Annotated in this window: 25 protein-coding genes and 7 pseudogenes; 21 read left to right on the forward strand and 11 right to left on the reverse strand. The window is 69.1% G+C overall.

All coding sequences use genetic code 11. From position 1 onward, the window contains the following. Positions 1–68: 68 nt before the first annotated feature. Positions 69–1,274, reverse strand: coding sequence for a hypothetical protein (locus tag OG928_RS32790; protein WP_406290579.1), 1,206 nt, complete (start codon positions 1,272–1,274; stop codon positions 69–71). A 664-nt stretch (positions 1,275–1,938) separates the two neighbouring features. On the opposite strand from OG928_RS32790, the gene OG928_RS32795 reads away from it, so the two are divergent. The 8 genes from OG928_RS32795 (at position 1,939) to OG928_RS32830 (ending at position 7,791) form a co-directional block, all read left to right on the forward strand. Beyond that, positions 1,939–2,559, forward strand: a complete 621-nt coding sequence (locus tag OG928_RS32795; RefSeq protein ID WP_406290581.1) for a LysE family translocator — start codon at positions 1,939–1,941, stop codon at positions 2,557–2,559. Between the two features lie 275 nt (positions 2,560–2,834). Then, positions 2,835–3,293, forward strand: a complete 459-nt coding sequence (locus OG928_RS32800; protein ID WP_406290583.1) for a transposase — start codon at positions 2,835–2,837, stop codon at positions 3,291–3,293. Further along, positions 3,215–3,493 carry a hypothetical protein gene (locus OG928_RS32805; RefSeq protein ID WP_406291348.1) on the forward strand — a complete coding sequence of 93 codons (279 nt, stop codon included), beginning with the start codon at positions 3,215–3,217 and terminating at the stop codon, positions 3,491–3,493. The genes OG928_RS32800 and OG928_RS32805 overlap by 79 nt, the downstream gene beginning before the upstream one ends. 117 nt (positions 3,494–3,610) lie before the next feature. Next, positions 3,611–4,054 carry a hypothetical protein gene (locus OG928_RS32810; protein WP_406290585.1) on the forward strand — a complete coding sequence of 148 codons (444 nt, stop codon included), beginning with the start codon at positions 3,611–3,613 and terminating at the stop codon, positions 4,052–4,054. Positions 4,055–4,931: 877 nt separating this feature from the next. Further along, positions 4,932–5,066, forward strand: coding sequence for a hypothetical protein (locus tag OG928_RS32815; RefSeq protein ID WP_406290587.1), 135 nt, complete (start codon positions 4,932–4,934; stop codon positions 5,064–5,066). 275 nt (positions 5,067–5,341) lie between these two features. Beyond that, positions 5,342–5,938, forward strand: a complete 597-nt coding sequence (locus OG928_RS32820; protein WP_406290589.1) for a dihydrofolate reductase family protein — start codon at positions 5,342–5,344, stop codon at positions 5,936–5,938. Between the two features lie 233 nt (positions 5,939–6,171). Then, on the forward strand, positions 6,172–7,023 hold the full coding sequence (locus OG928_RS32825; protein ID WP_406290591.1) for an alpha/beta fold hydrolase: 852 nt from the start codon (positions 6,172–6,174) through the stop codon (positions 7,021–7,023). Between the two features lie 534 nt (positions 7,024–7,557). Further along, positions 7,558–7,791: a LysE family transporter gene (locus tag OG928_RS32830; protein ID WP_406290593.1), complete on the forward strand. Its 234-nt coding sequence runs from the start codon at positions 7,558–7,560 to the stop codon at positions 7,789–7,791. A gap of 129 nt (positions 7,792–7,920) precedes the next feature. Here OG928_RS32830 and OG928_RS32835 read toward each other — a convergent pair whose 3' ends face one another. Next, positions 7,921–10,296 (reverse strand): DUF6596 domain-containing protein, encoded by a 2,376-nt coding sequence (locus OG928_RS32835; protein WP_406290595.1) that lies wholly within the window; start codon positions 10,294–10,296, stop codon positions 7,921–7,923. Positions 10,297–10,462: 166 nt separating this feature from the next. On the opposite strand from OG928_RS32835, the gene OG928_RS32840 reads away from it, so the two are divergent. The 4 genes and pseudogenes from OG928_RS32840 to OG928_RS32855 all read left to right on the forward strand — a co-directional run bounded on the left by OG928_RS32840 (position 10,463) and on the right by OG928_RS32855 (position 13,502). Then, a complete protein-coding gene (locus OG928_RS32840; RefSeq protein WP_406290571.1) occupies positions 10,463–11,158 on the forward strand; it encodes a DUF998 domain-containing protein in 696 nt (231 codons plus the stop codon). Between the two features lie 238 nt (positions 11,159–11,396). After that, positions 11,397–11,687, forward strand: a pseudogene (locus tag OG928_RS32845) (dihydrofolate reductase family protein); the annotation flags it as partial. A gap of 297 nt (positions 11,688–11,984) precedes the next feature. After that, positions 11,985–12,719: a hypothetical protein gene (locus tag OG928_RS32850; RefSeq protein WP_406290597.1), complete on the forward strand. Its 735-nt coding sequence runs from the start codon at positions 11,985–11,987 to the stop codon at positions 12,717–12,719. A 261-nt stretch (positions 12,720–12,980) separates the two neighbouring features. After that, positions 12,981–13,502, forward strand: a complete 522-nt coding sequence (locus OG928_RS32855) for a hypothetical protein (RefSeq protein ID WP_406290599.1) — start codon at positions 12,981–12,983, stop codon at positions 13,500–13,502. A 225-nt stretch (positions 13,503–13,727) separates the two neighbouring features. Here OG928_RS32855 and OG928_RS32860 read toward each other — a convergent pair whose 3' ends face one another. Beyond that, positions 13,728–14,078 carry a hypothetical protein gene (locus OG928_RS32860; RefSeq protein WP_406290602.1) on the reverse strand — a complete coding sequence of 117 codons (351 nt, stop codon included), beginning with the start codon at positions 14,076–14,078 and terminating at the stop codon, positions 13,728–13,730. Positions 14,079–14,087: 9 nt separating this feature from the next. Here OG928_RS32860 and OG928_RS32865 point away from each other — a divergent pair. Beyond that, positions 14,088–14,453, forward strand: a pseudogene (locus OG928_RS32865) (IS701 family transposase); the annotation flags it as partial. A gap of 377 nt (positions 14,454–14,830) precedes the next feature. On the opposite strand, the pseudogene OG928_RS32870 reads toward OG928_RS32865, so the two are convergent. From OG928_RS32870 to OG928_RS32880, 3 genes and pseudogenes are all read right to left on the reverse strand, one after another. After that, positions 14,831–16,222 (reverse strand): annotated as a pseudogene (locus tag OG928_RS32870) (IS1380 family transposase). A gap of 530 nt (positions 16,223–16,752) precedes the next feature. After that, on the reverse strand, positions 16,753–16,935 hold the full coding sequence (locus OG928_RS32875; RefSeq protein WP_406290604.1) for a hypothetical protein: 183 nt from the start codon (positions 16,933–16,935) through the stop codon (positions 16,753–16,755). A gap of 203 nt (positions 16,936–17,138) precedes the next feature. Beyond that, the gene (locus OG928_RS32880) at positions 17,139–17,741 is read right to left on the reverse strand and encodes a TetR family transcriptional regulator (RefSeq protein ID WP_406290607.1); all 603 of its coding nucleotides are present in this window, start codon (positions 17,739–17,741) and stop codon (positions 17,139–17,141) included. 87 nt (positions 17,742–17,828) lie between these two features. Here OG928_RS32880 and OG928_RS32885 point away from each other — a divergent pair, with 87 nt between their 5' ends. From OG928_RS32885 to OG928_RS32895, 3 genes are all read left to right on the forward strand, one after another. Beyond that, positions 17,829–18,533 (forward strand): NAD(P)-dependent oxidoreductase, encoded by a 705-nt coding sequence (locus OG928_RS32885; protein ID WP_406290609.1) that lies wholly within the window; start codon positions 17,829–17,831, stop codon positions 18,531–18,533. After that, a complete protein-coding gene (locus OG928_RS32890) occupies positions 18,530–18,916 on the forward strand; it encodes a pyridoxamine 5'-phosphate oxidase family protein (RefSeq protein WP_406290611.1) in 387 nt (128 codons plus the stop codon). Before OG928_RS32885 ends, OG928_RS32890 begins: the two co-directional genes overlap by 4 nt. Positions 18,917–19,081: 165 nt before the next feature. Next, positions 19,082–19,675 carry a dihydrofolate reductase family protein gene (locus tag OG928_RS32895; RefSeq protein WP_406290613.1) on the forward strand — a complete coding sequence of 198 codons (594 nt, stop codon included), beginning with the start codon at positions 19,082–19,084 and terminating at the stop codon, positions 19,673–19,675. Positions 19,676–19,807: 132 nt separating this feature from the next. On the opposite strand, the gene OG928_RS32900 is transcribed toward OG928_RS32895, so the two are convergent. Further along, the gene (locus tag OG928_RS32900; protein WP_406290616.1) at positions 19,808–20,563 is read right to left on the reverse strand and encodes a helix-turn-helix domain-containing protein; all 756 of its coding nucleotides are present in this window, start codon (positions 20,561–20,563) and stop codon (positions 19,808–19,810) included. A gap of 224 nt (positions 20,564–20,787) precedes the next feature. On the opposite strand from OG928_RS32900, the pseudogene OG928_RS32905 reads away from it, so the two are divergent. Both OG928_RS32905 and OG928_RS32910 read left to right on the forward strand, forming a co-directional pair. After that, a pseudogene (locus tag OG928_RS32905) lies at positions 20,788–21,454 on the forward strand (hypothetical protein). A gap of 41 nt (positions 21,455–21,495) precedes the next feature. After that, positions 21,496–21,666, forward strand: a pseudogene (locus OG928_RS32910) (ABC transporter); the annotation flags it as partial. Between the two features lie 232 nt (positions 21,667–21,898). Here OG928_RS32910 and OG928_RS32915 read toward each other — a convergent pair. Next, the gene (locus OG928_RS32915; RefSeq protein ID WP_406290618.1) at positions 21,899–22,570 is read right to left on the reverse strand and encodes a DUF4097 family beta strand repeat-containing protein; all 672 of its coding nucleotides are present in this window, start codon (positions 22,568–22,570) and stop codon (positions 21,899–21,901) included. A 213-nt stretch (positions 22,571–22,783) separates the two neighbouring features. On the opposite strand from OG928_RS32915, the pseudogene OG928_RS32920 reads away from it, so the two are divergent. After that, positions 22,784–22,992, forward strand: a pseudogene (locus OG928_RS32920) (MarR family transcriptional regulator); the annotation flags it as partial. Between the two features lie 66 nt (positions 22,993–23,058). Here the strand turns inward: OG928_RS32920 and OG928_RS32925 are convergent. Then, positions 23,059–23,106, reverse strand: a pseudogene (locus OG928_RS32925) (hypothetical protein); the annotation flags it as partial. Positions 23,107–23,842: 736 nt separating this feature from the next. Between OG928_RS32925 and OG928_RS32930 the strand changes: the two are divergent. Together OG928_RS32930 and OG928_RS32935 are read left to right on the forward strand one after the other, a co-directional pair. Next, positions 23,843–24,382, forward strand: a complete 540-nt coding sequence (locus OG928_RS32930; protein ID WP_406290620.1) for an RNA polymerase sigma factor — start codon at positions 23,843–23,845, stop codon at positions 24,380–24,382. Further along, positions 24,363–25,124, forward strand: coding sequence for a hypothetical protein (locus OG928_RS32935; RefSeq protein WP_406290622.1), 762 nt, complete (start codon positions 24,363–24,365; stop codon positions 25,122–25,124). Before OG928_RS32930 ends, OG928_RS32935 begins: the two co-directional genes overlap by 20 nt. Before the next feature lie 110 nt (positions 25,125–25,234). Here the strand turns inward: OG928_RS32935 and OG928_RS32940 are convergent, their stop codons facing one another. Beyond that, positions 25,235–26,080, reverse strand: coding sequence for an integrase core domain-containing protein (locus OG928_RS32940; RefSeq protein WP_406290625.1), 846 nt, complete (start codon positions 26,078–26,080; stop codon positions 25,235–25,237). Beyond that, positions 26,077–26,367: a TetR/AcrR family transcriptional regulator gene (locus OG928_RS32945; RefSeq protein ID WP_406290628.1), complete on the reverse strand. Its 291-nt coding sequence runs from the start codon at positions 26,365–26,367 to the stop codon at positions 26,077–26,079. Before OG928_RS32945 ends, OG928_RS32940 begins: the two co-directional genes overlap by 4 nt. Between the last annotated feature and the right edge of the window lie 109 nt (positions 26,368–26,476).

The raw sequence follows: 26,476 nt of genomic DNA on the forward strand, positions 1-26,476 counted from the left end.
CGGTTCACCGCTGAGAAGACCAGCGGCACGGCACGGCGGGGGAGTTCCCAGGCAGCCCGGGACGGCGCTTACACCCGCCCGGTGAAGACCACAGGCCGTGCAGGGCTCTGATCGGCTGGGAACGTCAGGCCGACGATGGTCACGTCGCGCCGGTTCGCCATGACGGCAGATGTGAAGTACATCGTTCCGTCGGTGGCCTTCGGGAAGTCGAGCGAGACCGCGCGCATGTCCTTGACCTGCAGCGCGATGCCATTCATCCGGTCGTACGTCGCTCCGGTCGCCACGATGCCGCCGGGCGTCAGGGCCACACCCGACAGGTATCCGGTGCCCTCGGGCGTGGCGACCTGCGCCCAGGCGCGCCCGTCCCAGTGCATGATGAACCCGCGTCCACGCTCGCCGGACGCCATGAGTACGGCGCCAACCGCCCACACGTCGTGAGGGCCGTTGGCCGCGACGCCTTCGAACACGCCGGCGAGGCCGGTGACCGGGGGTGCCGGCACGACAGTCCACGCGTGCCCGTCGAAGTGCAGGACCAGCGGTCCGCGGTCGCCGCCGGTCCCCACCGCCCACACGTCACGGGGTCCGCTTGCGGACACGGCGAACAGACTCCAGGCGGGCGCCGGGACGGGGACCGTGACGCGCGTCCAGGCTTGGCCGTCCCAGTGTTCGATGAGGCCTTCTGTGTGCTGGTACGCCTGCGGCGGGCCACCGTTCGGGTCAGGGACCTTCGTCTCGAAGAGTATGTCGCCGACCGCCCACACGTCGGACGGGGATGTCGCGGTGACGGCCAGGAGTTCCGCGTCCAGCCGATTCTCGGGTAGTGGCGCGGAGGGGACCAGTTTCCATGAATGCCCGTCCCAGTGCTGGGTCATCGCCGAGGAGGCGCCACGCGCGGCGTCGCCGACAAGCCATGCGTCACGGGCGGATGTGGCCGCCATCGCGTTCGACCGGCCGGTGACACCGGACGCGGTGGGCAGTTCGGTCCATGTGCCCCCCGCGCGGTCGTCCTTGAGGTAGGCGCGGGGGCGCATGTTGTCGGTGTCGTGCTCGATCGGGAGGAGGAAACCCGAAGCCAGGGTGGTGTGGTGGTCCGCCTTGACCACGCTGGTGAGAGTGACATCGGACGGGAACTCCGCGATGCTCCAGCGCTCGCCGTCGGCCGAGGACGCCGCGTTCGCGGAGCCCGCGGAAGCGGGCGGCACGCCGCCGAAGACCAGAGCGGATGCCGAGGTGGCAGCGACGAGGAGGAGTCGCAGAGGTGTGCCGACGTTCATGTGAAGCTCCATCCCATGGCGCCCGTCGCCCTACACCCGGACGGCTGCAGTCGACCGCCCTGTCCGTTACCGCTATCAGAAGTCGTCGCGGACGCGGGCTACTGAGGTTTTGGGTTCGGGGCGATGGTGATCTCGGTGGTGGGTGTCTGCCGGTGTCATGCGATATCACGCCGGTGGCGCTCAGCTCGATGAAGGCGCTCATCTCTGCGAACAGCTGCGCGTCGGGCGCCTTCACGCTCTCCGGGCCCCGGGCGTCATCAGTTAGCGCATGGCGTTGCTCGTCTCGCCCGGCCGGTTTGCCCCGGGCGCATCGACGCGTCGTATCGGCCTGGTGACAGAGAATTGATTTTTCCCTGTCGCATGAGCGGATCGACGGCGGGGCGAGCCCCACGCAAGACCTGGCTCACCGGCGCAAGCGGCGGTTGGCGGAGTTGCCGCCGAACAGAGGCGGCCATGGTGGGAGCAAGCCTGCGTTCATCGTCATCTCAATGCAACGGAAGGAGACTGACGTTGCATTGTCGCCAAGCCCATTGCAAAGACTTCCCCGGTGTCCGACAGAGCGCCGAGGCGCCCGCTGGGCCGACTCTCGCCGGGGGACCCTGCGAGCGCGGTGATACGACAACTCCTGGACAACTGACAGAAGGGCCCTCCACCTATGGGCGGCATGCTGACGGCGCTTCTTGCTTTCCTCGGCGCCTGTACGATCGTGGCCGCCGCCCCCGGCCCCAGCACAATGCTGATCATCAGGGAATCGCTGCGCAGCCGCCGGGCCGGCTTCCTGACCGTGCTCGGCAACGAGACCGGCGTGTTCGTGTGGGGGCTGTTCGCCGCCTTCGGGCTGACCACCCTCCTTGCAGCCTCGGAGCTGGCGTACGAGGTGATGCGGATCGTCGGTGCGGTGGTGCTGGTGTGGTTCGGTGTCCAGACGCTGCGCGTGGCACGGCGCGGCGCGGAGGTCTCGGCCGATGAGACGGCGGCGGCCGCCAAGTCGGGCTTCGCGTCGTACCGCGGAGGCCTGCTGCTGAACCTTGCCAACCCGAAGGCGGCGATCTTCGCCATGTCGTTCCTGCCGCAGTTCGTACCGTCGGACGCACCGAAACTTCCGACGATGGTCGCGCTGGCGGCGGTCTGGGCGGTGTACGAGATCGGCTACTTCAGCCTGTACGTGTGGTTCGTCGGCCGCATGAAGGGCGTCATCTCCCGCGCCAATGTGCGCAAGCGCCTGGAGCAGGTCTCCGGCGGCGTCCTGGTCCTGCTCGGCGTCCGCATGGCCGTCGAGAGCTGAGCAGGCCCGACCTACCCAGGGTTGAGGCTGGTGTCGGCGTTGCCCGTGACGGTGAGGCTGCCGTCGGACTATTCGTGCATGGCGGCGATTTCGGTGCGTGCGTCGCCGTGGCGGGGACGCGGCACTACCAGACGCGGCGGCCGCGTACCCGGTGGTTTGTTGACAGCGGCTCGGGGTCGCGGTGTGCCGACAGGAGGGAACGTCGTCTGCGTCTCGGGGGGTTGCGATGACCGAGCGTGTGCCCTGTCCGCCCGCACCGGGGCCGCTGGAGGCCTATGCCGCGCGGTTCGACGAGCTCTTCTCGACGTTGGCACAGCGGCGTGGGTTCCGTCAGTACCCGGCTGTTGCCGGCGGATCCCGCGACGGCCCCGCACGGGGGAGTACTGGTGATCGACGATTCCGGGGGCCGTAAGGACGGCACGGCGACCGCGCATGTGGGCAAGCAGTATCTGGGATCGGTCGGGAAGATCGACCGCGGTGTCGTCATGGTGACCACGTGTTGGGCGGACGAGCGTCTGTCCCATCCGCTGTACGCCGTTCCCTATATCCCGGCCCACCACTTCCCACAAGGCAGGTACGATCCCGGCTTCCGCGGGAATCTGCGGATCGGGGCGGTCCTGGCCCGGGAAGCGAAAGAGGCGGGGGGTCCTTCCGGGTGGTGGCCGCCGACTGCGCCTACGGTGATCGGGACGGTTTCCGCAGCGGACTCGTCGACGCGGGGCTGCCGTTCGTGATGGCTCTGAAGCCCTGCCGCGGCGCCTGGAATTGCAAGGATGCGTTCAGGCCCACCGACGCCGCCCGCGAACCGACCCGGGCGGGGCGGACCGCCCCGGCGACGGGACTGGGGTCATCCGCGAATCTGGGGTTGCTTCCCGCATGGCGGCTCGGCAGCGGATGCTTTCACGTGCTGATCGCGGTGATCGGCACGCTGTGACGATCGGTGCTGTCAGGCCCCGGCGGCGGGTGCGCGCGAACCGTGTTGCATGATCCACTCGACGCGAGGGCGAAGGCGCCGAGTTGCGAATCACGTATTGCGAGAGGGCCGACCATCGTGTCCAAGATCCGGATCAACTACTCATCCCGGCAGCAGAAGATATTGGCCGTGTGGGTCGCGCTCGGCGCGGCCATGTTGCTGATTGTCGTCTGGGCTCTCGGGGCCGACACCAAGTTCTACATCATCGGACCCGTCGCGTACCTCGGTGCGATGCTAACCGGCAGATCGCGGCTGGTCCTTACTCCTCAGGCGTGCGTCGTCAAGGGCATCCGGCCGGGCACCTACCACTGGAGTGAGGTCCGCGACACATCAGCCCGCGCCCAGAAGGACTCCCGCATTGCCGTCCTCACCATGCGGAACGGCAAGGAACACACACTGGCGGTGCCCTTCGACGGGGCTCGATTTCCCGACCCGGAGTTCGACTCCACGTTCCACACCCTCACCACCCACTGGCACCTCCACCGCGGCTGGTCCGACACCCCGGAGCCCACACACCCTTGAGCCGGGGTAGTGGCCCGTTGGCGCGCGGGCGGTCCCGGTCCCGTATCGGCGAAGGTGCGCCCGGTGCGCCCGCACCGAGCCGTGCCAGGCGCAGTCGGGGTGGTCGTGCGTTTGGTGGGCACGGCCGCACCCGAGAAGTCGAGGCCGACGCGGGTGGCGGTCGCGGGTGGGCCGTTCACGACAGGGGCGGGCGGTAGGCGACGGTCACGGGGGCCACGAGCCTCGACCGGCGAGGCGTCGGCGACGCCCGGCGCCGTGAGATCGTCGACCGCGCCGGTGAGCATGTGCGTCTCGTCGCGCCCGATCCTGGTGCAGCGCACGAGGTGCATCCGGTGGTCGGGCGGATAGTGCGCGCAGGTGTTTCGGCGAGGGTGCGGGCCCGGTCGGCGTCGGCGAGGAGTTCCCCGACGCGGGTAAGCAGCAGTGGCAGGCGCGTCTCGGGGGTCGGGTCGTCGCGCAGGAACTGGAGCGTCGGCCCCGCGAACGGCTTGGGACCTCCCTCGGCGAGTCGGGCCTGTTCGAGCTCGAGGATGGTGCGGCTGAGCGCGCCCTGCTCCTGGCGGCGCCCGGCGAGCCAGATGGTGTCCTCGCCCGCGGATGGTCTGGCTGACGCGGCTGGTCGTCACATGCAGGCGTTCGGCTGTGCCGCCGAAATGCAGTTGTCGTCCGGCGTCGGAAACGCCCCAAGTTCCATCCGCTCAAGCCTGCTCCGGCCCCTCGTCGTGTAGTCATGCTCAACGGAGCAGGTCAGATTCCGATCTTGTTGGCCCGGGCAGTGATCTTGAATCCTGGGACTGCCGCGTTCGACGGATGTCACCCAAGGCCCGTGCCGCGTCGAATCGAATGGCGTTGTCACTCGGGCGGATCGGATCGGAGCGTGAGCAAGTCGTGGTGGTCATGCATCTCCTTGGACGGCGTGGTCAGGGATTCGCAGTGGACCGCCCTGTCCTGGACGGACGCGCACGCGAAGTACCAACTGTTCCAGGCCGCGCGCTGCCGCTGGGGCGCGTGACCTGCGAGGAGATGGCCTCGGTCTGGCTGACGAGATTCGCGCCGGAGGAATACACCGTGCGTCAACAACATTCCGAAGTACCTGGTTTCCAACACCTTGGAACATGCGGACTGGAACGCGGTCCTGATCCAGGGCGAGGTCACCGGGCAGGTTACGAAGCCCAGGGGCGAACCGGGCCAGGCTCTGCTCGTTCGATCGCCGGGTCCGGAGTGGTCGCCCTTGACTTCCGGTCGGCAACGGGCCCTGGAAAACCAACCAACAGAGAAGAGAATCCCATGCGCATTGTGATCGGTGAGTTCATCAGTCTGGACGGCGTCGTGCAGGCTCCGGGGCACCCGGACGAGGACACCGAAGGCGGCTTTGCCCACGGCGGGTGGACGCACCCCTTCTTCGACCCGGCGGTGATGGGAGCCGCACTGGCCGAGTGGCAGGCCGGCACCGAGGCGCTGCTGTTCGGCCGCCGCACCTGGCAGGTGATGGCTGCCGCCTGGCCGGGGCGGGCCGGCGACCCGTTCGCCGACCACATGAACAACGTCGGCAAGTATGTCGTCTCCAGCACGCTCGGCGAGGCCGAGCTCACCTGGAACAACACCACGCTCATCCCCGGCGACCAGGCCCTGGACCGGATCAGGAAGCTGCGTGAGACCGGAAGCGGCGACTTGGTGGTCATGGGCAGCGCGTCGCTCACCCGGACCCTTCTGACGGAGAACCTGGTCGACGAACTGCGGCTGATGATCATGCCGGTGCTCCTCGGCGGCGGCAAGACCATCTATCCGGCCGACGGCGCACTGCGCACGTTCGAACTCGTCTCGACAACACCCACAGGCACCGGCGTGCACGTGTGCGTCTACCGGCCGGCCGTCGCCTCGTAACCGATGCCGCCCGGCCGATGCCGCGCGCTCGCTGCGGGGGAACTCCCCCCTGATTGCATGGGAGTTCCTCCGTGGCGGGCCCCGGACTGCATCAAGCCCGCTTGCCGGATCCGGGCGATGGCTCGGGAGTGTGACAGTCGTACCGGGGATGCCGACGCGAAGATCGCCGCAGGCGCCGCGGGCGCTGGGACGACCGCGCCACGAACCACCGGAACGAAGACACGGGAGCTTTCATGATCACGACGCACAGCGTCACGTCCGCCGACGGTACCAAGATTGCGTACGACCGGTACGTGCCGACCGGCGGCAGCCGTGGGACGGTGATCCTCGTCGGCGGTGCCTTCAGCTATCGGAAGTTTCCGAAGATGGTGGAGCTGGCCGAGCTGTTGGTCCGGTCGTACGGGTTGACCGTGATCAACCATGACCGCCGCGGCCGCGGTGACAGCGGCGACTCCCCAGACCGATACGACGCCGCGCAGGAGGTCGACGACCTGGCCGCTCTGCTCGCCGCCGAGGGCGGCACGGCGGCGCTGTTCGGCTGGTCTTCCGGCGCGGTCCTTGCACTGCGGGCCGCCGGCTCCGGACGGATCCCGGGAATCAGCCGGGTGGTGGCCTTCGAGCCGCCGTTCGTCGTCGACCGCACCCGCCACGTGCCGCCGCCGGACCTGGCTGCCACGCTTCATCAGTTGGTCGCCGCCGACCGTCGCAGCCAGACCGTGCGGTACTTCATGACCAAGGCGATCGGCGTTCCCGCGCCGTTCGTGGGTCTGATGCGGATCACCCCGATGTGGTCCAAGCTCACTGCGGTCGCCGGCTCCACCCCGCACGACTGGGCCGTGATGGCCGAGTACATGAAGGGTCGGCCCCTCGACCCGGCCGACTGGAACGGCGTCCGGGTGCCGGTCCTGGTGCTGTCCGGCGGCCGCAGCGATGCGCTGCTGCGTACTGCCGCCGGCGCCGCCACCGCGGTGCTCCCCGACGCCCGGCACACCGAGATCCCGAAGCTCAGCCACAACCCCGACGTCCGGCTGCTGGCGCCACCCGCGGGCGAATTCCTCACCACACACGCGGCTCCGACCACCTGATCGCCACGATCGATCCGGCCGACGATGCGCCAAGGCAGGGATGTGCGCGGGATGTTGACGTCGCCGGACCGCGCAAGCACCGCCCGGAGTGTCGGCCCCGGCGTCCGCCGTAGTCGCGAGATCTGGGGCAGACCCGCCCCACGCACCCGCCTCACCGGACACAGGGGAAACCTACGTGTGAACTGAGATTCACGGATCAAAATTCAGACCTGGATATTGCCCCCGGGGGCTGGGAGTTGCCGCCGAATACGGGCGGCCGAGGGTGGGAGTAGTGGTGCGTTCACCGTCATCCCAGTGCACCGAAAGCAGACTGGCGTTGCATTGTTGACGATGAACGCAAGGGGCTGTGTCCTCCACGCATCAACACCGGACCCGGGGAAGGAATCCCGCGCGCTGTGGTCCTCGTCTTCCTCGGCGCCTGCACGATCGTGGTCGCTGCCCCGGAGCCCAGCACGATGCTGATCATCAAGGAGTCACTGCGCAGTCATCGAGCCGGCTTTCGGACCTGCTCGGCAACGGGACCGGCGTGTTCGTGTGGGTCTGTTCGCCGCGTTCGGGCCGACCGCCCTGCTCGCGGCCTCGGAGCCGGAGTACGACGTGGTGCGCATCGTCGGTGCGGTGGTGCCGGTGTGGTTCGGTGCCCAGATGCTTCGCGCGGCACGGCGCGGCGAGGAGGTGTCGGTCGATGAGGCGGCGGCCGCCGTGAGGTCGGGCTTCCCGTCGTATTGGGGCGGCCTGCTGCTCAGCCTCGGCAACCGAAGTCGGTGATCTTCGCGATCTCGTTTCTGCCGCAGTTCGCACCATCGGGTGCACCGAAGCTGCCGACGGTGGTTGCGCTCGCGGCGGTCTGGGCGGTGTACGAGGTCGGCTACCACGGCCTGGGGAGCGGCCCCGGCCTCAGGATCCGTTCCGGTTCCCGTTCCCGCTCCAGTCGCGGAGCCGGCGCAGTGAGTGTCCGGTCGTCGATTTGCACAGGAACTCGGCGCGCTCGTAGGACAGTCGGCCGCGTCCGGTCTGCGGGCAGACGTCCTCCGCGCCCAGGATGCCCGCCCGCGCCGGCCCCGGGCGTCGGTCGGCGAGGAACACCGGGCCGCGGGTGCGGCCGTCCAGGAGTTCGGGCAGGAGCGCGGCCGTCCCCGACCGCCAGGTGATCCACGCGCCACGCCGATCCGACCGCCGGTCCGCTTGCCGGTCCGCGCGGCGGGCTCGTCGCTTCGGCAGGTCGAGGTCTTGGACGTTGAGGGCCAGCACGGCCGCGACGGTGGCGCCCGACTCGTACAGCAGCGTCCACAGCGTGCGTTCCCGCAACGGGGCTTCCGCGTCTCCCGGCCACGCCGTTCCGGGCGGGACGGGCATGGGCGCGGGGCGGCGTTGGGGTGTCCGCTGGGGAACGGCCGCGTCGAGGCCCGGGATGTCCGTCCACGCCCCGAACGCCCGTACGGCGGACCGGTGTCGGTTCCAGGTGGCCGCCGCCGCGCCGGCCCACGACAGGCGGAAGGCGGCGGCGATCTGATCGGCCGTCAGCGACGCGAGCGGCAACCCCACGCCCAGGGACATTCGCAGTCGCCCCAACGTCTGTCCGTAGGAGCGGGCCGTCGCCGGCGCGAGCCGGTCCTGGGCCAGAAACGCGTCGATGGCCTCGCCGAACGTCCGCGTGGACGCGTCCCCGACCGGGATCGCCTGGGCACGACGCGTCAGGTAGGCGCGTTCGGCGGCGTTTTTGGTCAGCAGCGCCGCGCGCTGGAACTCGCGGCGTGCCTCCTCGCCGCGCCCCAGGCGCAGCAGCAGGTCGCCGCGCACGCCGGGGAGCAGGTGGTAGTCGCGGAGCGCGGGGTCCGAGGTGAGCGTGTCGACGAGGGCGAGGCCGGCCGCGGGGCCGTCCGCCATCCCGACCGCGACCGCCTGGTTGAGCCGTACCACCGCGGTGGGCAGGAGTCGGGCGAGGGCGGCGTACAGTCCGGCGATCCGCTCCCAGTCGGTCTCCTCGGCGGTGCGCGCCCGGGCATGGCACACGGCGATCGCGGCCTGTAACACGTAGGGGCCGGGCCGGCCGTGCGTGCCGACGGCGCGGGCCCGCAACATCGCGGCGAAGCTGCGGCGGATGAGCAACGGGTCCCAGCGTCCCCGGTTCTGCCAATGCAGCGGGACGGGTTCGCCGCCGGGGCCGGTGCGCGCCGCCGTGCGGGACGCCTGGATCTCCATCAGCGCCACGAGGCCGTGCACTTCGGCCTCGTCGGGCACCGACTCGGCGAGCAGGCGCCCCAGCCGCAGCGCCTCCAGGCACAGGCCGGGGCGGATCAGGTCGTCGCCGGAGGTCGCCGAGTAGCCCTCGTTGAAGATCAGGTAGACGACCTCCAGGACCGAGGACAGGCGTTCGGCCAGCTCGGCGCCGGCCGGGAGTTCGAACGGCACCCGCTCCTCGGCGAGCGTGCGTTTCGCCGTTGCGATGCGGCGGGCGATCAGCGGTTCCACGGTGAGGAACGCGCGGGCGATCTCGGATGCGGTGACTCCACCGAGCAATCGCAGGGTCAGGGCCACGCGTGCCTCGGTCGGCAGGACGGGGTGGCAGGAGACGAACATCAGCCGCAGCACGTCGTCCTGCTCGGACGCCGGCTCGGCGGCCCCGAGGTCGTACTCGGGGCCGCCGAAGCCGTCGTCGAGCCGCCGCTGTTCGGCCAGGTCGCGGGCGAGCGTCTCGCCGTGTGCCACCGACCGTCGGTCGCGGCGGATGTGGTCGACGGCGCGGCGTTTGGCGACGGTGGTGAGCCAGGCGCCCGGATTGTCCGGGACCCCCGAGTGCGGCCACTGTTCCAGCGCCGCGACCAGCGCGTCCTGCGCCAGTTCCTCGGCCACCCCGACGTCGCGCACCATGCGGGTGAGCGCTGCGACGATCCGGGCCGACTCCATCTTCCAGATCGCGTCGACCGTGCGGTGGGTGTCCATCACGGACCGAAGACCTGCTGGATCACGCTCTCCGCCGTCACCGACGATCCTGCGGAACCGGCGGCCCAGTTCGACCGCCTCCTCCTTGGACCGGACCTCGACCAGGGCGAAGCCGACCACCGCCTCCTTGGACTCGGCGAACGGACCGTCCGTGACGGTGATGTCGCCGCCCTCGCAAACCAGCCGGACGCCGCCCGGCTCGAGCCCGCCGGTCGCCAGCAGCACGCCCGCGGCGCTGAGCTCGTCGATGAAGGCACCCATTTCGGCGAACAGCTTCTCGTCGGGGGCCTTCGCGTTCTCCGAAGCCTTGGACATCATCAGATAGCGCATGGTGTTTCTCCGCTCTCGTTTCGCCCGGTCGGGTGGCCGGGGGCGCACTGTGCGTCGTGTCGGTCTTGGGGTGGGGAATTGTGGTTTTCCCTGTCGTATCAGTGGTTCGACGAAGGTGCGAGCCCCACGGAAGAGGTCCGGGGCCCGCCCCCCGAAGGAGCCCGCCGTGACCACGACCACCCGCCTTCCGCGCATCACCGAGGCCGCCGGCCGGAAGCGGGTCCTCGCCCCGAGCAACGCGGCGGGCACCCGAGCGCTGCTGGCCTGCGCGGTCGTCGCCGGTCCGCTGTGGGTGGCCGTGTCGGTCGCCCAGGCACTCACCCGCGAGGGCTTCGAACCCACCCGACACGCACTGAGCCAACTGGCCACCGGCTCGCTCGGCTGGCTGCAGATCACCAACTTCGTGATCGCCGGCATCCTGGCCACCGTGGGCGCGACGGGACTGCACCGGGTCATGCGCGGCACCCCCGGCGGCGTCGCGGTACCGCGCCTGGTCCGGGTGGTCGGCGTCGGCATGGTCGCCGCCGGACTGCTGACGATGGACCCCGCCGACGGCTTCCCCGCGGGCACCCCCGACGGCGTCCCGGACTCGATGAGCCGGCACGCGTACGGACACATGGCCGCCGGGTCGATCACCTTCGCCTCGCTGATCGCCATCGGCTACCTGCTGGGCCGGCACTTCTCCCGGCTCGGGAACCGGCGACTCGCGGTCGTCTCCCGCGTCGCCGCCACGGTGAAGCTGACCGGCGACGCGTGGGCCATGGGCGGCGGCACGGCCGGCGCGCTGACCATCGCCACCGGCACCACCGTCATGTTCGCGCTGCTCGCGTATGTGGCAGCGCACTACCGGCGCACCGCCTGAACGACCCCCGCCCGGCGCGCTCGTTCGCCGAGTGGGCGCGAGAGAACCACCCCAGAACTTCCCCGGTTTCCGTCGACCGGGGGCACCCGCCCCCCGCGCGGCCGGCGTCGTGCTCACACACACGCCCACCCGCGACGAGGCGACCGAAGGCCACCCACCGCGGTGACCACGAGGGGATCGTCACCACCGACGGCCCCCGAACCACCCCACGATCCCCACCGATCGACCCAACGAGGACTGGAACAACACCACCCTCATCCCCGGCGACCACGCCCTCGACCACATCCGCAAGCTCCGCGACACCGACGGCCGCGACCTGGTCGTGATGGGCAGCCTCTCCCTCGCCCGCACCCTCCTCGCCGAAGGCCTCGTCGACGAACTCCGACTGATGATCGTCCCCGTACTCCTCGGCGGCGGAAAGACCATCTACCCCACCGACGGCGCACTGCACACCCTCGAACTCGTCTCCACCGTCACCAGCGGCACCGGCGTCCACGTGGCCACCTACCGACCCGCGACCGCCGCCTAAACCCGAGGCCCCGGCCCCCGGCCACCCACCACACGACACCCACAACGGCGCGGCCGGACACACCACCCGGCCGCGCCCACACAGCGATCAAAACGCATATCCCCCACACCTATCCCAACCGCGCATGCTCCCATATGATCACCGAATTCGTCAGGAGGACGCTGCCCCCGTCGCTCGGAACGTCATCTCATCGAGCAGCGGGAACAGCCACTTGTCGTCCAATCCTCCTTCTCCCCCAGCTCGCCGTTTCCGATCGGCCCTGATGCCGTTGGAACCGCAACCTGCCAGGAGACCTCCATGTCCCGCGCCCTTCGCGCCGTCGCCGTGACCGCTCTCATGCTCGCCGTCGGAGCGTCCGCAGCCGCCTGCAGTGCGAAGGACTCGGCTTCGTCTTCGAAGGAGTCGGCTTCGTCGGCAGCCGACGACAGCCTGCAGTCTGCTCCGCAACTGATGGCCAAGACCACGTCGTTCCATGTGGAAGCACACGCGGGCGGAGAGAACGGGATGGACGTCAAGGCACGGTTCAACGGCAAGGACGCCGCCGGCACGCTCGACTATGCGGGCGGTGGTCACGCCGAATTCGTCCGAACGGTCGGCACGCTGTACGTCAAAGCCGACCCGGGCTTCTGGCGCCGCGTCGGCGCGGACCCCGGGATGCTCCCGGCCGCCGGCCAACAGCCGTGGGTCCCTGTGCCGGGCGACGACGCCGAACCGATCAACATGCTCGTGGACATGGCCGACCCCCGCCGCGTGCTGAGTCTGGTCAAGACGTCGTCCCCGTGCCGGTTCGGACCCGATGCCACCCCCGACACGGGCCCCGGTGCCGGAAGGTGCCTCGAGTGGAGTGCCGCGAACGCGAAGCAGCCATTCCTCCGCACGTATTTCGCCCCGACCGGCAAGCCGTATCCCACCCGCGTCATCGCAGCCGACCCGACCATGCGGATCGATGCCACGTACCGCGGCTTCGACGAGCCCGTCTCCGTCTCCACCCCGACCGAGCCGACCATCGACTTCGTCGCGGCGAAGTCGTGATGCGGGCCTCGGCCGACGGACGAGCAGGCCACCCGCCGATACCGGCAGACCGATCCGTGGTCTCCCGGTGGACCACCCACTCGACGCAAGCGCGGAGTCACCTGTGCTGACACAGCCCGTGCTGCGGCTGCGTCTTGAGAACGTGCTGCACGTACTCGAGGCCGGCGTGCTCGTGACGTCGCTGGCGCTGGCTGTCTGGCCACCTCCGAGGAGTTCCTCGCAGGCGTCTCCTGCGGGACCATAACGTCGGTCGACTACGACGTGGACGACCTTCAGCACGTCTACGTCCGCTGGCGGACAACCGACATGACCTGGCGCGAGGCCACGTACTCACCGAAAGAGCGGGACGCAGACCTGGTCGGCCCGTGGGATCCCGTCCAGGAACTACGCGTGGATCTGCGCAACAGGGCACCAAAAGGATCGGATCCGGTGGCCCTGGGAACCTACCCTTCGATGCACACCGAAACCGCGATCGACCGCTTGGTCGTCGTCCTGAACGTGTTCTATCTGCCGTGGAACTGGTTCAAGTGGGCCGTGGTGGCGCTCGGTGTCGGGCTGATCTGCGTCATGCTGGGCCGCGAACCGACCCACTACAGGCGCAAGTTCCAATGGGTCGTGTTGTCGCTCGTCTCCGGGTTCGGGTTTCTCGCATACCTCTGGCTGGAGTCACCCAGCAGGCGCGCGGCCGCGGACCGGGAGACAACAGCAGCACGGTTGCTGACCGATCCCGCAGCGCTGGTCTGTCTGACCTTGGCGGGGATCTTCGTCTTTTGGGGAATCTGACACCGCGACCGAAGCATGGCACGAACCGGCAACATGACCTTCCGATCTCTCCAACCCGCCCAGGACCAGCCAATGTCCGACGACGGCAGAACCGACGTCTACGAACTGCGCCACCGATGGAACTGGCCCGCGCAACCCGACTGTGCCTGGTCTTCATCCGTCAGACACCATCCTGGTGCTCGGCGCTGCCCTCGGCGACATACGACCACAGGCCATGCGTGTCCTTTATGTCATGCCGGGCATCGCCCTCATGGCACTTCTGTTCGTGATGCTGGGTCTGAGGTTCCCCACGATTGGGTTGATCTTCTTGAGCACCGCGGCGGCGTTGGCCCCACGCAGGGCCGGCATTTCGGTGCCGAGCCGTTCCCGGATCCGTCGTTGAGCCGTTGTGCTCGGTTTGATCAGCAGCTTGCCGTGATAGCGACGGACGTTGAACCCCAGGAAATCGAACCCGCTTTCCGCGTGGACGATGCGTATCGTACGAGTACGGGGCTGCCGTTTTGTGCACTCCCGGCATCTCCGCCCGGTCGTGTAATAGCGAACCCCTGCGGCTTCCTCCATCCCGTGCAGAGCCACGTTGTGGAGCGTGCGACCTGCGGTGACGGCACCCACGGCCCGTGGGAGTACGACTGGACCGCAGTGCCGATCCGGCCCTGGCGGTGTGAGGGGTGGGACCACTGGTTGCCGGCACGGCGCAGCCAGTCGGACCGCGCGGAGATCGCCTACTACATCTGCTTCTTCCCGACCGGGACGACGCCGGCGGAACTCGTGCGAATCGCGGGATCCCGGTGGATGGTCGAGGAGTGTTTCCAGGCCGCGATGAACGAGACCGGCCTCGACCATTACCAGGTCCGTGGCTGTACCGCGTGGTATCGGCACATAACCTTGTCCATGGCCGCCCTCGCCTTCCTCGTTGCCCTCCGCGTCGAGGCAAAAAAGGGGGGCCCGAAAGGAGAATCGGGAACCCGTTTCGACCCGACGCTGATACCGGTGACCATGAACGAAGCCCGTCGACTCTTCAATCGCATCGCTTCACCCGCCCGACACGGAATCCGGCACATACTCGCCTGGTCCCAATGGCGAAGAAGAAGCCAAGCCCGAGCCCGCATCAGCCACTACAGACGCCGAGGGCATCACGAAGTGTCGTTGCAGTACCAGCCTCGATCGTTCATGAGTCCTCGTCGGTTCGCTGACGGGGACTCTGTGCTTGTGAGGTGCGGTCCTTTTGACGCTTGGGCATGGTGGTGGCCCGATTGTCGCGTCGGGTGGGCGCGGGTTTCCACGTATCCGGGTTTTGTCTCGGTTCGTCGGGGCGATCGGGTCGGGTGTCATGTGGGTGCGGCGAGCTGGTCGAGTCGGGCAATCCTGTCGAGGATGTGCCCGGTCCAGGGCCATCGGTCGGGCAGGCGGGCGACGAGTCTTCGGCCGGTGCGGACCAGGCGGGCCGCGGCTGCGAAGAGCCGGAAGCGAAGCTTCTTGATCTCCCACCTCCGGGCGTCGCCGGTCAGGGCGAGTGTCTGCGTCCAGGCGATCAAGTCGCAGGCGAGGGCGACGAGTTCGCACCAGATCTGGTTCTGTGCGAAGCCGTGCAAGGGCAGGTTCCGCAGGCCTGTCGCCCTCGCCTGGCGGATGCGGTCCTCGGCGCGGGCGCGTCGGCGGTGGCGGGGTTCGAGGTCCGCGAGTTGCCCGACCGTCGTGTTCGTGACGAAGGCCACGCAGCGGTTGCCGTCGATGTCGGTGATCCGCAACTGCGCTCCCGGGTGCGGGCGTTCCGTGCGCACGATCACCCGCATGCCCTTCGGCCACGCGGTGAGGTCGAGCATGTCGGTGACCTCCGCAACCCACGCGCCCTCACGCGGACGGCCGTCGGCGTCGTACGTCGGCGTCGTACGCCGGCGTCCACGCGGCCTTGGGCACACGAAGGATCGCCGCGTGGATCCGGTCGGTGATCGTGAACCCGATCGAGTAAGAGAGCCACCGGCCCGGCCGGGAGAGCCACGCGAGGAAGTCGTGGGTGCCGCCGGCGGAGTCCGTCCGTATCAGGGTGCTACGGCCCCGTCGGTGCTTCTTCGGGACCTGCGCGAGGGCCTGCCGGGTGATCTCGATGTGGTCGCTCGCGGTGTTCGACCCGGCGTTCCCGGGCCGCAGCAGCACGGCGAGGGGTTCGCCGGATCCTTCCGGGCCGTGGTTGGCGAACGCCCACAACGGGTGGAACCCGAACGTCTTCTTCCACGTCGGGCGGGCGCCCTCCTTGTCGGAGTGCGCGGTGACCAGGACGCCGTCCAGGTCGATCGTCAACCGCCCGCCCGCCACCGGCGACGCATGTCCGGCGAGGTTCCAGGCCGTTCACGCACCGCCGCGCGGGCCTCGCGGATCGCCCGCACGGCCTTCGGACCGGCACCGGCCAGGGTCGTGACCAGGCGCGATACCGTCGGGTCGGACGCCACCGGGCCGAACACCCCCGGCTGTTCCCGCAGGACACCGACGCCGGAGAGGCAGTCCCCGCCCATCGCGAGCGTCACGGCGAGATCCAGGACCGTCTTCCCCGGATCGTGGACCGCCCGCGACCGGCGCCACGGCGCGAGCGCGTCCGACAACACGCGATCCAACCCGACCGTGCGGGCCGTCTCGGTCAACAACACCCCACCGGCCTGCGAAACGATGCCCGACCCGCCGGCCTCCATCCGCACGCGTGGATACGACCCGCTATGGTTCTTCACCTGGAAGGTGCCTCTTTGCCGGTGACGTACAGGACTCTCGACAAGCCCTATCGTCCCAGCTCAGGGGCCCTTTCTGCGTTCCTGACCGCATGTCGGACGCCCCACTTCATGAAAGCGCGAGGCTAGGGCGTGTGGGGAGTTTTGATCGGTCTTCGTCGCGAAGTCGTCCACCCCGGGGACCCGGGTTCACCCGAGGTGGGTCGGGTGGCGCGGTAACCGGCCGCAGAAGCGTGGTGCGGGTCCGCCGGCATGCCCATGCTCCACGCGTATCCGGCTCCGGCACGCTCGGCGAGGGCGGCCTGATCCGCTCCAGAGCGGTCCGCAGCCGCACCGTCCGACGGCCGTATCGGTAGGTCAGGTCCGATAGTTGCTCGGCGAAGGTACGTCTGGGGCGTGGGACCCCGTCGCGGCGGAACCGGCGGATCCGCGCGTCAAGAACGACCCGGCGCTCTCCGACCGCCAGGTCTGCCGGAGGGCGCTACCACCCGTGCACCCGTCGTGACCGGCGCCCGCACAGCGGGCACGCCGCGTCATCCGCCGCCGCGGACCGCGACGCGCAGCACACCGGCGACCGTGTCCACCGCATCCACCAATAGATCGCGGATGCCCGCGAACACTGCGGCGATCCACTCCGCTCCCGCAGTCTCCATGTCCAACTCGCTCGCGATCTGGGGCATCGGGCCCCGGACTGCCAGGAGTAGTTGACGGAGCATCAGAGCGATTGCGGCGCACGGCGCGCGCACGCGACTGCGCACGTTCAGGATGCGAGCGCCGGAACCGGATTGGTGACACTCCGCGAGCGCTGCGCACAAAGCGACCCTGAACCATGGAAACCGTTCATAGCCACCGAACACGGCATGCTTGGTGAGGCGGCACGGTGGTCGGATGTGGGATCCGACGTCGGCGCGCGGTGGATTCAGGCCGCGGTGACCCGGCGCGCTCGGGTCGTGGGTCGGCTGCCCTGCAAGGCCGCGCGAAGCGTCGGGGCCAGTATCCGGCGTACCTCGGCTGCCGAGAGCCGCGTGGACGCGGGCAGCGGTTGCAGGTAGCGCGTGAAGATCAGTCCGCCGATCACGGTGACCACGGCGGTCGCCCGCTCGCTCGCGTCCGCACCGCCCAGATATTCAGCAATCTGCGGCAACACCTCCCCGTCGAGGTACTCCCGCAGCACGCCCATGACGTCCTCGTTCTGGAGTGCTTCGCGGTTGAGCACGGTCGCGTCCCACAAGTCCGTGACGGCCTGCAGGATCCGGTCGGCAACGCCGGCGGGGTCGCCCGGCAGCGCCTGGGCAAGTCCGAGCGATCGGGCGCACTGCAGCTCCGTGACCTCGCCGAACAACTGCTGCTTGGAGCCGAAATGGTACTTGATCAGCGCTTGGTCCACGCCCGCGGCGGCGACGGCGACGGCACGCAGCGTCGTGCGGTGGTATCCGTGCTCGAGGAACAGGCCGCGGGCGGCTTCGGCGATGAGTGCTCTGGTCGGCGGGTTGCCCCGCGGTGGGCCCCGGGTTTTATTCATCGTCTTTGAAGACCACGCTCTCGCATCGGCAGAGTCGTCGTTGTCGAGCCCCGCCGAGCGTGCGGGGCGGGAACAAGGAGTGAACTCATGCGCATCACCGTCTTCGGAGCCACCGGACCGACCGGCCGCCGGCTCACCGACCAGGCCCTCGCCGCCGGCCACCAGGTCACCGCGGTCTCCCGCCGCGCGGACGCCCTGACCCCCCGAGCCGGGCTCACCGTCGTCTCGGTGGACGTGGCCGACACGGCTGCCGTCGCGGCCGCCGTCGCGGGTGCCGACGCGGTCGTCTCGGCCCTGGGCGTGCCGCCGACCCGGGAGAGAGTCACCGTCTACTCGGACGGGGTGCGGAACATCATCGCCGGCATGGAACAGCACGGCGTCAAGCGCCTCGTGGCAGTCAGCTCCAGCGTGGCGGACCCGAACTGGCGGCCCACCGGCGAGCACTTCTTCAACCTCGTCATGGACCCCCTGGTCAATCGCAAGGTGGCGAAGACCGCACACGACGACATGCGCCGGATGGAAGCACTCCTGCAGGAGAGCGGCCTGGACTGGACCGTCGTCCGGCCGGGCGGATTGTTCGAACACCACGAAGTGACCGACTACGAGCTCGGCGAGGACAGCGTCGACGCGCTCTACACCGCGCGGATCGACCTCGCCGCTGCCATGCTGAGCGAACTGGAGGACCGCCGGTTCGTCCGCAAAGCCATGGGAGTCGCCACCCGGGACGTCAAGATGAGCATCCCCAAGCTGATCCGGCAGCAGGCCAAGGCCCAGAAGGCGGCGGGCAGGTGAAGCCGCTGAAGCCGTCCGCCGAGGCCCTGTTGGCACTGCCGAGCGTCGGGACGCTCACCACGGTCCGTCCGGACGGTTCACCGCACGTCGTCACCGTCCGCTTCACCTGGGACGCCGACACAGGACTGGCCCGCGTCCTGACGATCGACACCACACGCAAGGCGCACAACCTGCTTGCCGCCCCGGGCGGCCGGGCCGCGATCTGCCAACCGGAGGGCGCCCGGTGGATCACCCTCGAAGGCACGGCCACACTGTCCGCCGAACCGCACCGCGTCCATGAAGGCGTCCGCCGCTACCTCGCCCGGTACGGATCATCACCGCCGGCGCCGCCGGGACGGGTGGTCGTCGAGATCGCCGTGGACCGGGTCCTGGGGATCCACTGAGCCGCCGGCAGGACCTGTCGTCAGGACCTGTCGTCAGGACCTGTCGTCAGGTTCTGCCGGAAGAGGTCGTCCGGGACCGATGAGTTCCGGGACACGGTGTGGTCTACCTCATCAGTAATACGGCCGCACCGGCAACGTACCCCACAAGAGAAGTGAGACGCTCAAATGCGCATTGTCATCGGTGAGTTCATCAGCCTTGACGGCGTGGTGCAGGCACCGGGCCACCCGGACGAGGACACCGACGGCGGCTTCGCCCACGGTGGCTGGACGCACCCGTTCTTCGACCCGGCCGTCATGGGCGCGGCCCTGGCCGAATGGGGCGTCGGTACCGAGGCCATGCTGTTCGGGCGGCACACCTGGCAGGTCATGGCCGCAGCCTGGCCGAATCGGGCCGGCGACCCGTTCGCCGACCACATGAACAGCGTCGCCAAATACGTGGTGACCAACACGCTCCACGACGACGAGCTGACCTGGAACAACACCACGCGCATCCCCGGCGACCAGGCCCTGGACCAGATACGGAAGCTGCGCGACACGAACGGGGGCGACCTGGTCGTCACCGGTAGCGCCTCGCTCGCCCGGACCCTTATCGCCGAGGGTCTGGCCGACGAACTCCGCCTCATGATCATGCCGATACTCCTCGGCGGCGGAAAGACGATCTACCCGTCCGACGGGGCCCTGCGCACGTTCGAACTCGTCTCCACCATCACCAGCGGCACCGGCGTTCACGTCGCCACCTACAAGACCAAAACCGCCTAACCCGCGATGTCACAAGGAGAACCACCGCAGGCGAGCAAACCGGGCGGCCCCGGGCACACCTGTGCCCGGGGCCGCCCAACGTCGAGCCTGACGAGCTGCCCGCAACCCAGTACGGCCGGTTTGGACGGCTGTCTAACCGCGCTCCCGACTCGAATCGGCGGTGTCGCCCAAGGTCGGTTCGAGTTTCGTGTAGAGGACCTCGCGGGCCTGCTCCACAGCGCGGAGGATGCCCTCGCTGATGAAGTCGCTGAAGCGGGCGTAGTTCTCCAGGCGCACAGCAGCCGGGGTGTCGCGGCCGAGGATGCCGACGCCCTGCCGCGCGATCTCGGCGATGTGGGCGGCACCGTGGGCGCTGGCGATCGTCGACCGGTACGAGGCGTCGTCGTCGACGACGTAGCGCTCCCGGCGGCCTTCGCCACGTTCCCGTCGGATCAGGCCCTGGCTTCCGAGGAAGGCGACCGCCTTGGAGACGGACGCCGGGCTGACCTGGAGGCGCAGGACGAGTTCGGACGCCGTCAGGCTGCCCGAGTCGGTGATGAAAAGGCAGGTCAGTACGCGGGCCGTCATCTTGGACAAACCCTGTTGCATGAAGAGGGTGGTGAACGTCTCCTCGTACTCGCGCACGGCCTCGTCGTCGCGCCCGACGCCCTGAAGCGGCGCCCCTTGGTCTCGGGGCGGGGTGTGCCCGCGCCGGCGGGCGCGACGCTCGGTGGCTCGGTGCGCCAGGTCGGCGCGGTAGGCGGTAGGGCCGCCGTTGCGCATCACCTCGCGCGTGACCGTCGAGGTCGGGCGGTCCAGACCTCGGGCGATCTCCGCGTAGGCGAGGCTGTCGGCCAACCCCATTGCGATCTGCCTGCGTTCCTGCTGAGTGAGTCTTCCTCCCGGCACCACGAACTCCCTTCACTCTTCCTCGATGGTCCCAACATAGCGTTCATCACTTGATCATTGCAACATGTCTTGATCGGAATCGTTGCATTAAATGGATAGACATTGCAACGATTTTGATCATTGACCTGCATATATGACACTCTTGCGCAATGTATGAGTTGAAGGAGTTTTGAAAGCAACATAGCTTTTCCACTACCGGAAACAACGATTCGCAGGAGGGTACGGTGCAGGCGTGCGACGCCCCGATCACCGCCGTCCTGGGCATCCCGGTGAGCCGCATCCGGGTCATCGCCGCCGACCGCGCCGACTCGAACGTGGCGCTCCTGCCCGCCGACGCCTCGAAGGGGCGCGACGTGAAGGCGAGCCCGGCAGGCCGCAGTCGCCTACGACGACGGCGTCCTGCGGATCGACGCCCAGACGGCGAAGACTCGGTACTTCGGCACCTCCGGGTCCGTCGAGGTGACCCTTCGGCTACCCGACGGCTCCCACGTCGAGGCGAGGTCGTCCTGCGCGCAACTCCGGGTGGTCGGACGTCTGGCCGGCGTCACCGTCGAGAACGCACACGACGCGATCAAGATCGACGAGGCCACGAGCGCGCGCTTCGCCGCCCATGCCGCTGACGTCGCGATCGGGCGCCTCACCGGCCCCGCGCAGATCAACACCCAACAGGGCAACATCCACATCGCCGAGGCCGCCTCCAGCACGGTCGTGCTACGCACCCGGATGGGCAACGTGGCGATCGGCGCTGCGGTCGGAGTGTCCGCCTCCCTGGACCCCGGCACCGGCCACGGCCGAATCGACAACACCCCGAGGAACACCGACGGCGCCGCCGCCGGCCCGAGCATCCACGCCATTGCCGACCGCGGCGGCATCACCGCCCGTGGCCTGTGAAGGCGACACTCCCGCCTGTAATCTCCCAAAGGAGCAAACTCGTGACCGACCGCGGCATCGCGGCGAACGGGCTGCGCAAGTCCTACGGCGACAGGACCGTGCCAGGCGGCATCGACATCACGGTCCCCGAAGGGACGATCTTTGCCCTACTCGGCCCGAACGGCGCCGGCAAGACCATCGCCGCGGGCGCACGGCAGGCCTTCGTGGAGCCGTGTCCCCGTCCTTCGGGGACACGGCTCCACGAAGGCCTGCCGCACGCGATGTCCCCGCGCTACCCCGTATGGCCCGGCCGTCGACGGCGGAGAATCGGCCGGTGGCGTCGATCACGGCGCGCACCGCCTGCCGGTACCCGTCAGGTCGATTCCGTCGTGTCCGACGTTGTTGCGGTGGGACTTGCGCGGTCCGTTCGCCGTGGTGGTCGAGTCGGCGGTGACGGGTGTGCCTTCAGAGGCTGCGGGCGGTGATGTCGCCGGTGGCGGTGGTCGCGTGGATGTTCAGTTCGGCGGCGGTGCCGTCGGTGTTCTTGAGCGCGTTGTGGATGCGGCCGTGGGTGGTGCCGGCGTCCAGGGAGGCGGAGGCTCCGGGGGCGGTGTCGACCGACACGTGGCCGGCCCGGGTGTCCAGTACGAGCGTGCCGCGCATGGCTTCGGCGATGCGGATGTCGCCACGTCGGGTGTTGATCTGCGCGGGGCCGCCCAGGCGGCCGACAAAGACGTCGCCGTCGAGAACGGTGAGGCGGGCGCTCGCGGCCTCTTCGAGCGTGACCGAGCCGTGCGCGCCCTCGAAGGCGACGTCGCCGAGCCGTCCGACGCCCCGGAACTCGGCGTCGGCCGCCTTCGCCTCGACGCCGGAGCCGGCGGGCAGCCGGACGGTCACCTCGACGGATCCGGAGCCGCCGAGGATCCGGCTGTTCGCCGGTGCGGCCTCGATCCGCAGGACGCCCCCGGAGTATTCGACCGTGATCTGCTCCGCCGCCTTCACGTCGCGGCCCTTCGAGGCGTCCGCGGGCAGGACCTCGACCGTGGTGTCGGCCCGGTCGGCGGCGACGAACCGCACGCGCCCCGCGGGAATGTCGAGAACGGCGGAGATCGGGGCGGGGGTGTCGAACTTGTGCATGGTGCTCTCCTGCTCGCTCGTTGTTTCCGACAATGGAAACACTACGTTGTGTTCAAGGATCTGGCAAACATTCGTTGCAAACGCTCAGTGTCTGTCCAGGTCAAGGTCCAATTGATATTGCAACCGTCTTGATTTGACACAACGACGATCGTCCTGATCGTTGCATTGGACTAGGGTAAGCGCGCTGGAGGCACCAAGGGAGCGTGACGGGAGATTGCTCTGGGGCCGGCCGGCGGCTTGGCCTACGCGGAGATCACCAGACGCCTGGACCGCCCCACCTCGACGATCACGCGTGAGGTGATGTGGAACCGCGGCTCCACCGCGCCGACTTGGCCCACCGCGCCACCGCACGCCGCGCCCGCCGGCGCAGGCAGGGCACGCCTCAGCGGCAGGAAGCGCGCCCGCAGGCCCGCGGATTCGATCTGTTTGAGCGCAGACGTGCCGGTCTCGATCCGGCTGATCTTGGGCACCGAGCCATCGATCACGGCCGCAGCCTGCTTCGCCGTCACGTTCGCCTGCTCGCGCAGGAGCCGCATGTGCCGCCCAAGCGCCAGGCGAAGCCGGGTCGGCGGGCGCTCTCCAGCGGGGGCAGGCCCGCCAGGGCGGATCGGGTCGCGAGGGTGCCGGCGGTCAGTTCGGGGCCGTCATCGGGGATTGTTCGCGATCCGGGGACGCTCGCCGTCAGGATGTCGTGATCGTGGTCGTGGCGCCGTCGTCCGTGCGGCCGTCTCGGGCATTGCAAGGCGACCACGCGTCGTTCTCCGCGATGCACCAACGGCCGGCCGAACCAGGTCCTGATACCGACGACCCTGCGGATGGCGCGGTCCGCCGGCCCCTCCGAGGCGCGTGCAAGCACGAACCCGGACAGCACGTCGGTCTCGAACCGCTCCAGTTCCTCGGCCGACGCGGACGCCCAGCGCTCAAGCAGATCCCATATCGACCTCCAACGCCGCCAACCCGTGCCCCCTCACCTTCGGCCCGACCGTGAATCGGTCGGACGAGGTGAGAACGCTTCAACAATCCCGAAGTTATGTCACCCGACAGCAGAGCACTCGAAGGAGCAGGGACCCCCTGGCCGGCGCGATGCCGAGGACCGCCGTTCCGGCCGTGCCCGCCGCTGCGGCGGCGTTCAGCACGTCGAAGACAACCCTCGGGCGTGCGCGGAGAATGCCGAGTCGAACCGGCCAACCTGTCGCGGGGGTTGTTCGTTCTTCAGGGGTATGACGGAGATGGTGGCGGTGCGGGGTCGGACATGCGGGTGGGGGAGGGCGGATGGGGGTTGACGGGGACGCGGTGCGATCGCTTGTGGCCATTCGTGGCCAAGCCCTGAAGCGCTACGCCTTCCTGGTGTGCGGAGATGACGATCGGGCCGACGATCTGGTGCAGGAAGCGCTGGTGCGTACTCTCGCTCGTCGACATCCGCGCGACCTCCCGGAGTTGGAGGCCTACGTTCGCCGGGTGGTCGTCAATCTTGTGATCGACGAGTCCCGCCGGGCGGGGAGGTGGGCGCGTCTGCGCCCGATGTTCCGTAGGCGGAACACCTCGTTCGAGGACGAGGGGCTGGAGACGCGAACGTGCGCGCGGCTGTGGACACGCGAACTGCTGGCACGTTTGCCTCCGGGGCAGCGGGCCTGTCTGGTTCTGCATTACCTCGAGGACCGCCCGATTGCCGAGGTCGCGGATGTCCTGGGCTGTGGACAGGGGTCGGTCAAGAGCCAGTTGAGTGCTGCGCGTGGTGCGCTGCGACGCATGTCGGAAGGTGACGAGGCGACGAGCAGGGAGGAGGGGAATCGTGAGTTCGAACGGAGATGACGTCCGCCGGGCCCTGGACACGCTGTCCCGTGAGGCGGGGCCGCTGCGGGAGATGCGCCACGAACACCTGGTGGCCGAGGCGGGGCGTCGTCGTCGGCGCCGCGTCGTGCGCACGGCCGGGGCGGCCATCGCGATGGCCGTGTGCTGCGTGGGGACACTCGCCGCAGTCCTGCACGGATCCGGCCCGGACTCGGCGACCTCGGTGGCCGGACCGCCGACGCCCGGCGGTAAGGCGTCGTGGGGGGCACAGGAACCGGGCCTGTTCACGTGTGGCCAGCCGATCGGGCTGCCCACGGCGGAGCGGTTCGAGGGATTCGGGCTGTCGGCTGTGTCGACCGAGCGGCCGGCCAACCCGATCGACGGGCCGTTGAGGGTCATGACAATTCTGGATGCCCCCGCTCCGGCGGGTCTGCGTGCCACCAAGGTGTATCCGACGGTGCTGGTGCTGCGAGACGGCCTGGTGGTGGGAGGCCCGGTCCAGGCCGGTGCGTTGGGTCCGGGTCGTCCGCTTGCCCTCCTGGACTGGGATGCCTCGAAGGGGCCTGTGACGATTCGACAGATCGCCCCGACTTGGCTGTGCGGGGTGCTCGATTGGCAACAGGTGTGGGCGGATCCGACCAGGTACACGGTGGCTCTGGTGATGACCACACCGACGGCCGACCCGACGAGTCGGCCGTCCGACGTGATCGACGCGTCCAATCCACTGTTGATCGCCCAGGTGAAACTGGGCGCGCCACAGTGACGGCCGCTGTTGCCGGTGCGACGGATTGCCGCACCGGCAACAGCGCTTCTCAGTTGTTGAGCCGCACGGCGAAATAGCCCATGATGGCAACGGCGCGCCGCTGGCCTACGCTATTGCAGTACTGCTGGGCGTCGCAGTAAGAGCCCATGCTGACGATCCCGTTGATTTGGCGGCTGTCCGGGTCGTTGACAGTGATTGTGGGTCCCCCGCAGGGGCACCGCCCTGGGCGGCGCTGCAAGGTCCCAGGTGATCTTGCACAGTGAGGTGAGCGGCCGGCAGCAGGCGCTGTCCGCCGAGTTGGATGCCGCCGTCGCGGTTGACGATCCGATCCACCTCGACGGCCTGCTCGGGGCGGGCGGCTTCGGCCGACGGCGGGCCGGGCTCCGGTCCGGCAATTCGGGCCCCTCGGAACGGCAGCTTGTGCAGGTCGTCCGGGGCGAGGCAGGACGAACGGGTGCAGATGGGCTCACCGTTGAGCAGGACGTGGGCGCTCTTGCAGTCGGCCAGACGGTCACGTGCTTGCCGCCGAGGGCCCTGGTGAACTTGACCTGCCGGTTGTTCACGAGGAACACACGGCCGATCGGTAAGATCGTCGTCTCCCACTCGACCGCCCGGATCTCCTCGTCCGCCACTGGAGTGCGTGGCGAGGGCGATTCCGCCGGCAGTTGCACCGGGAGCAGGCCCAGCTCGGCCGGTGGTGGTTCGGTGCTCGGCGGCCGGGCGGGCAGTCGGATGTGGTTGCCCGGTGGCCCGGGACGGCATGCTGTCGCCGGCGCGGCCCTGTCCTGGGCCTGGCAGAGGTGATTGTGGGTGTAGGCGTGCACCCGGGCTTCGATCGAAGCCCGGGTGGCGGCCTGGTCGGCGAACGCCCGTGCGTCATAGAGCAGTTTACGGCGCAGACTCTTACGAAAACTCTCGATCCTCCCGGTCGTCGTGGGTGAGCGGGGCTTGGTCATGCGGGCGGCGACGCCGTCCTCGCGGCAGATCCGCGCGAAGAGCACCCCGGCGGGGAACGGCTTGGTGAAGCGAACGCGCGGCGCAGCGCGGGGGCGATCCGCTCGTGCCGGGTGGCGTCCACGGCGTCGGCCGGTGCGGTGTAGCCGTCGTTGACGAGTGTCGTGATCAGGTCGTCGCGGGGGGCGAAGTAGCCGTGGATGACATTCGCGGTAATGCCCATCTCGCGGGCGATGGCCCGCAGCGTGATGGTATCCGGCCCACCCGAGGCCATCAAAGCGAGGGCCACCGTCTTGATCTCGGCCGTGGTCTCGGCGCGCAGCCGTTGCGGCGCGCCGTGCTCCGTCCCGTCACTGTGTTCTCCACTGCCAGGACTTTACAGCGTCCCCATACTGATT

Origin of the sequence: Embleya sp. NBC_00896 (assembly GCF_045207785.1) — a bacterium.
Taxonomy (GTDB): domain Bacteria; phylum Actinomycetota; class Actinomycetes; order Streptomycetales; family Streptomycetaceae; genus Embleya.

Coding starts and splice junctions, on each gene's coding strand:
- OG928_RS32790 (WP_406290579.1), bottom strand. CDS start 1,274: ATGAACGTCGGCACACCTCTGCGACTCCTCCTCGTCGCTGCCACCTCG.
- OG928_RS32795 (WP_406290581.1), top strand. CDS start 1,939: ATGCTGACGGCGCTTCTTGCTTTCCTCGGCGCCTGTACGATCGTGGCC.
- OG928_RS32800 (WP_406290583.1), top strand. CDS start 2,835: ATGCCGCGCGGTTCGACGAGCTCTTCTCGACGTTGGCACAGCGGCGTG.
- OG928_RS32820 (WP_406290589.1), top strand. CDS start 5,342: ATGCGCATTGTGATCGGTGAGTTCATCAGTCTGGACGGCGTCGTGCAG.
- OG928_RS32825 (WP_406290591.1), top strand. CDS start 6,172: ATGATCACGACGCACAGCGTCACGTCCGCCGACGGTACCAAGATTGCG.
- OG928_RS32835 (WP_406290595.1), bottom strand. CDS start 10,296: ATGCGCTATCTGATGATGTCCAAGGCTTCGGAGAACGCGAAGGCCCCC.
- OG928_RS32850 (WP_406290597.1), top strand. CDS start 11,985: ATGTCCCGCGCCCTTCGCGCCGTCGCCGTGACCGCTCTCATGCTCGCC.
- OG928_RS32875 (WP_406290604.1), bottom strand. CDS start 16,935: ATGCTCCGTCAACTACTCCTGGCAGTCCGGGGCCCGATGCCCCAGATC.
- OG928_RS32880 (WP_406290607.1), bottom strand. CDS start 17,741: ATGAATAAAACCCGGGGCCCACCGCGGGGCAACCCGCCGACCAGAGCA.
- OG928_RS32885 (WP_406290609.1), top strand. CDS start 17,829: ATGCGCATCACCGTCTTCGGAGCCACCGGACCGACCGGCCGCCGGCTC.
- OG928_RS32895 (WP_406290613.1), top strand. CDS start 19,082: ATGCGCATTGTCATCGGTGAGTTCATCAGCCTTGACGGCGTGGTGCAG.
- OG928_RS32915 (WP_406290618.1), bottom strand. CDS start 22,570: ATGCACAAGTTCGACACCCCCGCCCCGATCTCCGCCGTTCTCGACATT.
- OG928_RS32930 (WP_406290620.1), top strand. CDS start 23,843: ATGGGGGTTGACGGGGACGCGGTGCGATCGCTTGTGGCCATTCGTGGC.
- OG928_RS32940 (WP_406290625.1), bottom strand. CDS start 26,080: ATGACCAAGCCCCGCTCACCCACGACGACCGGGAGGATCGAGAGTTTT.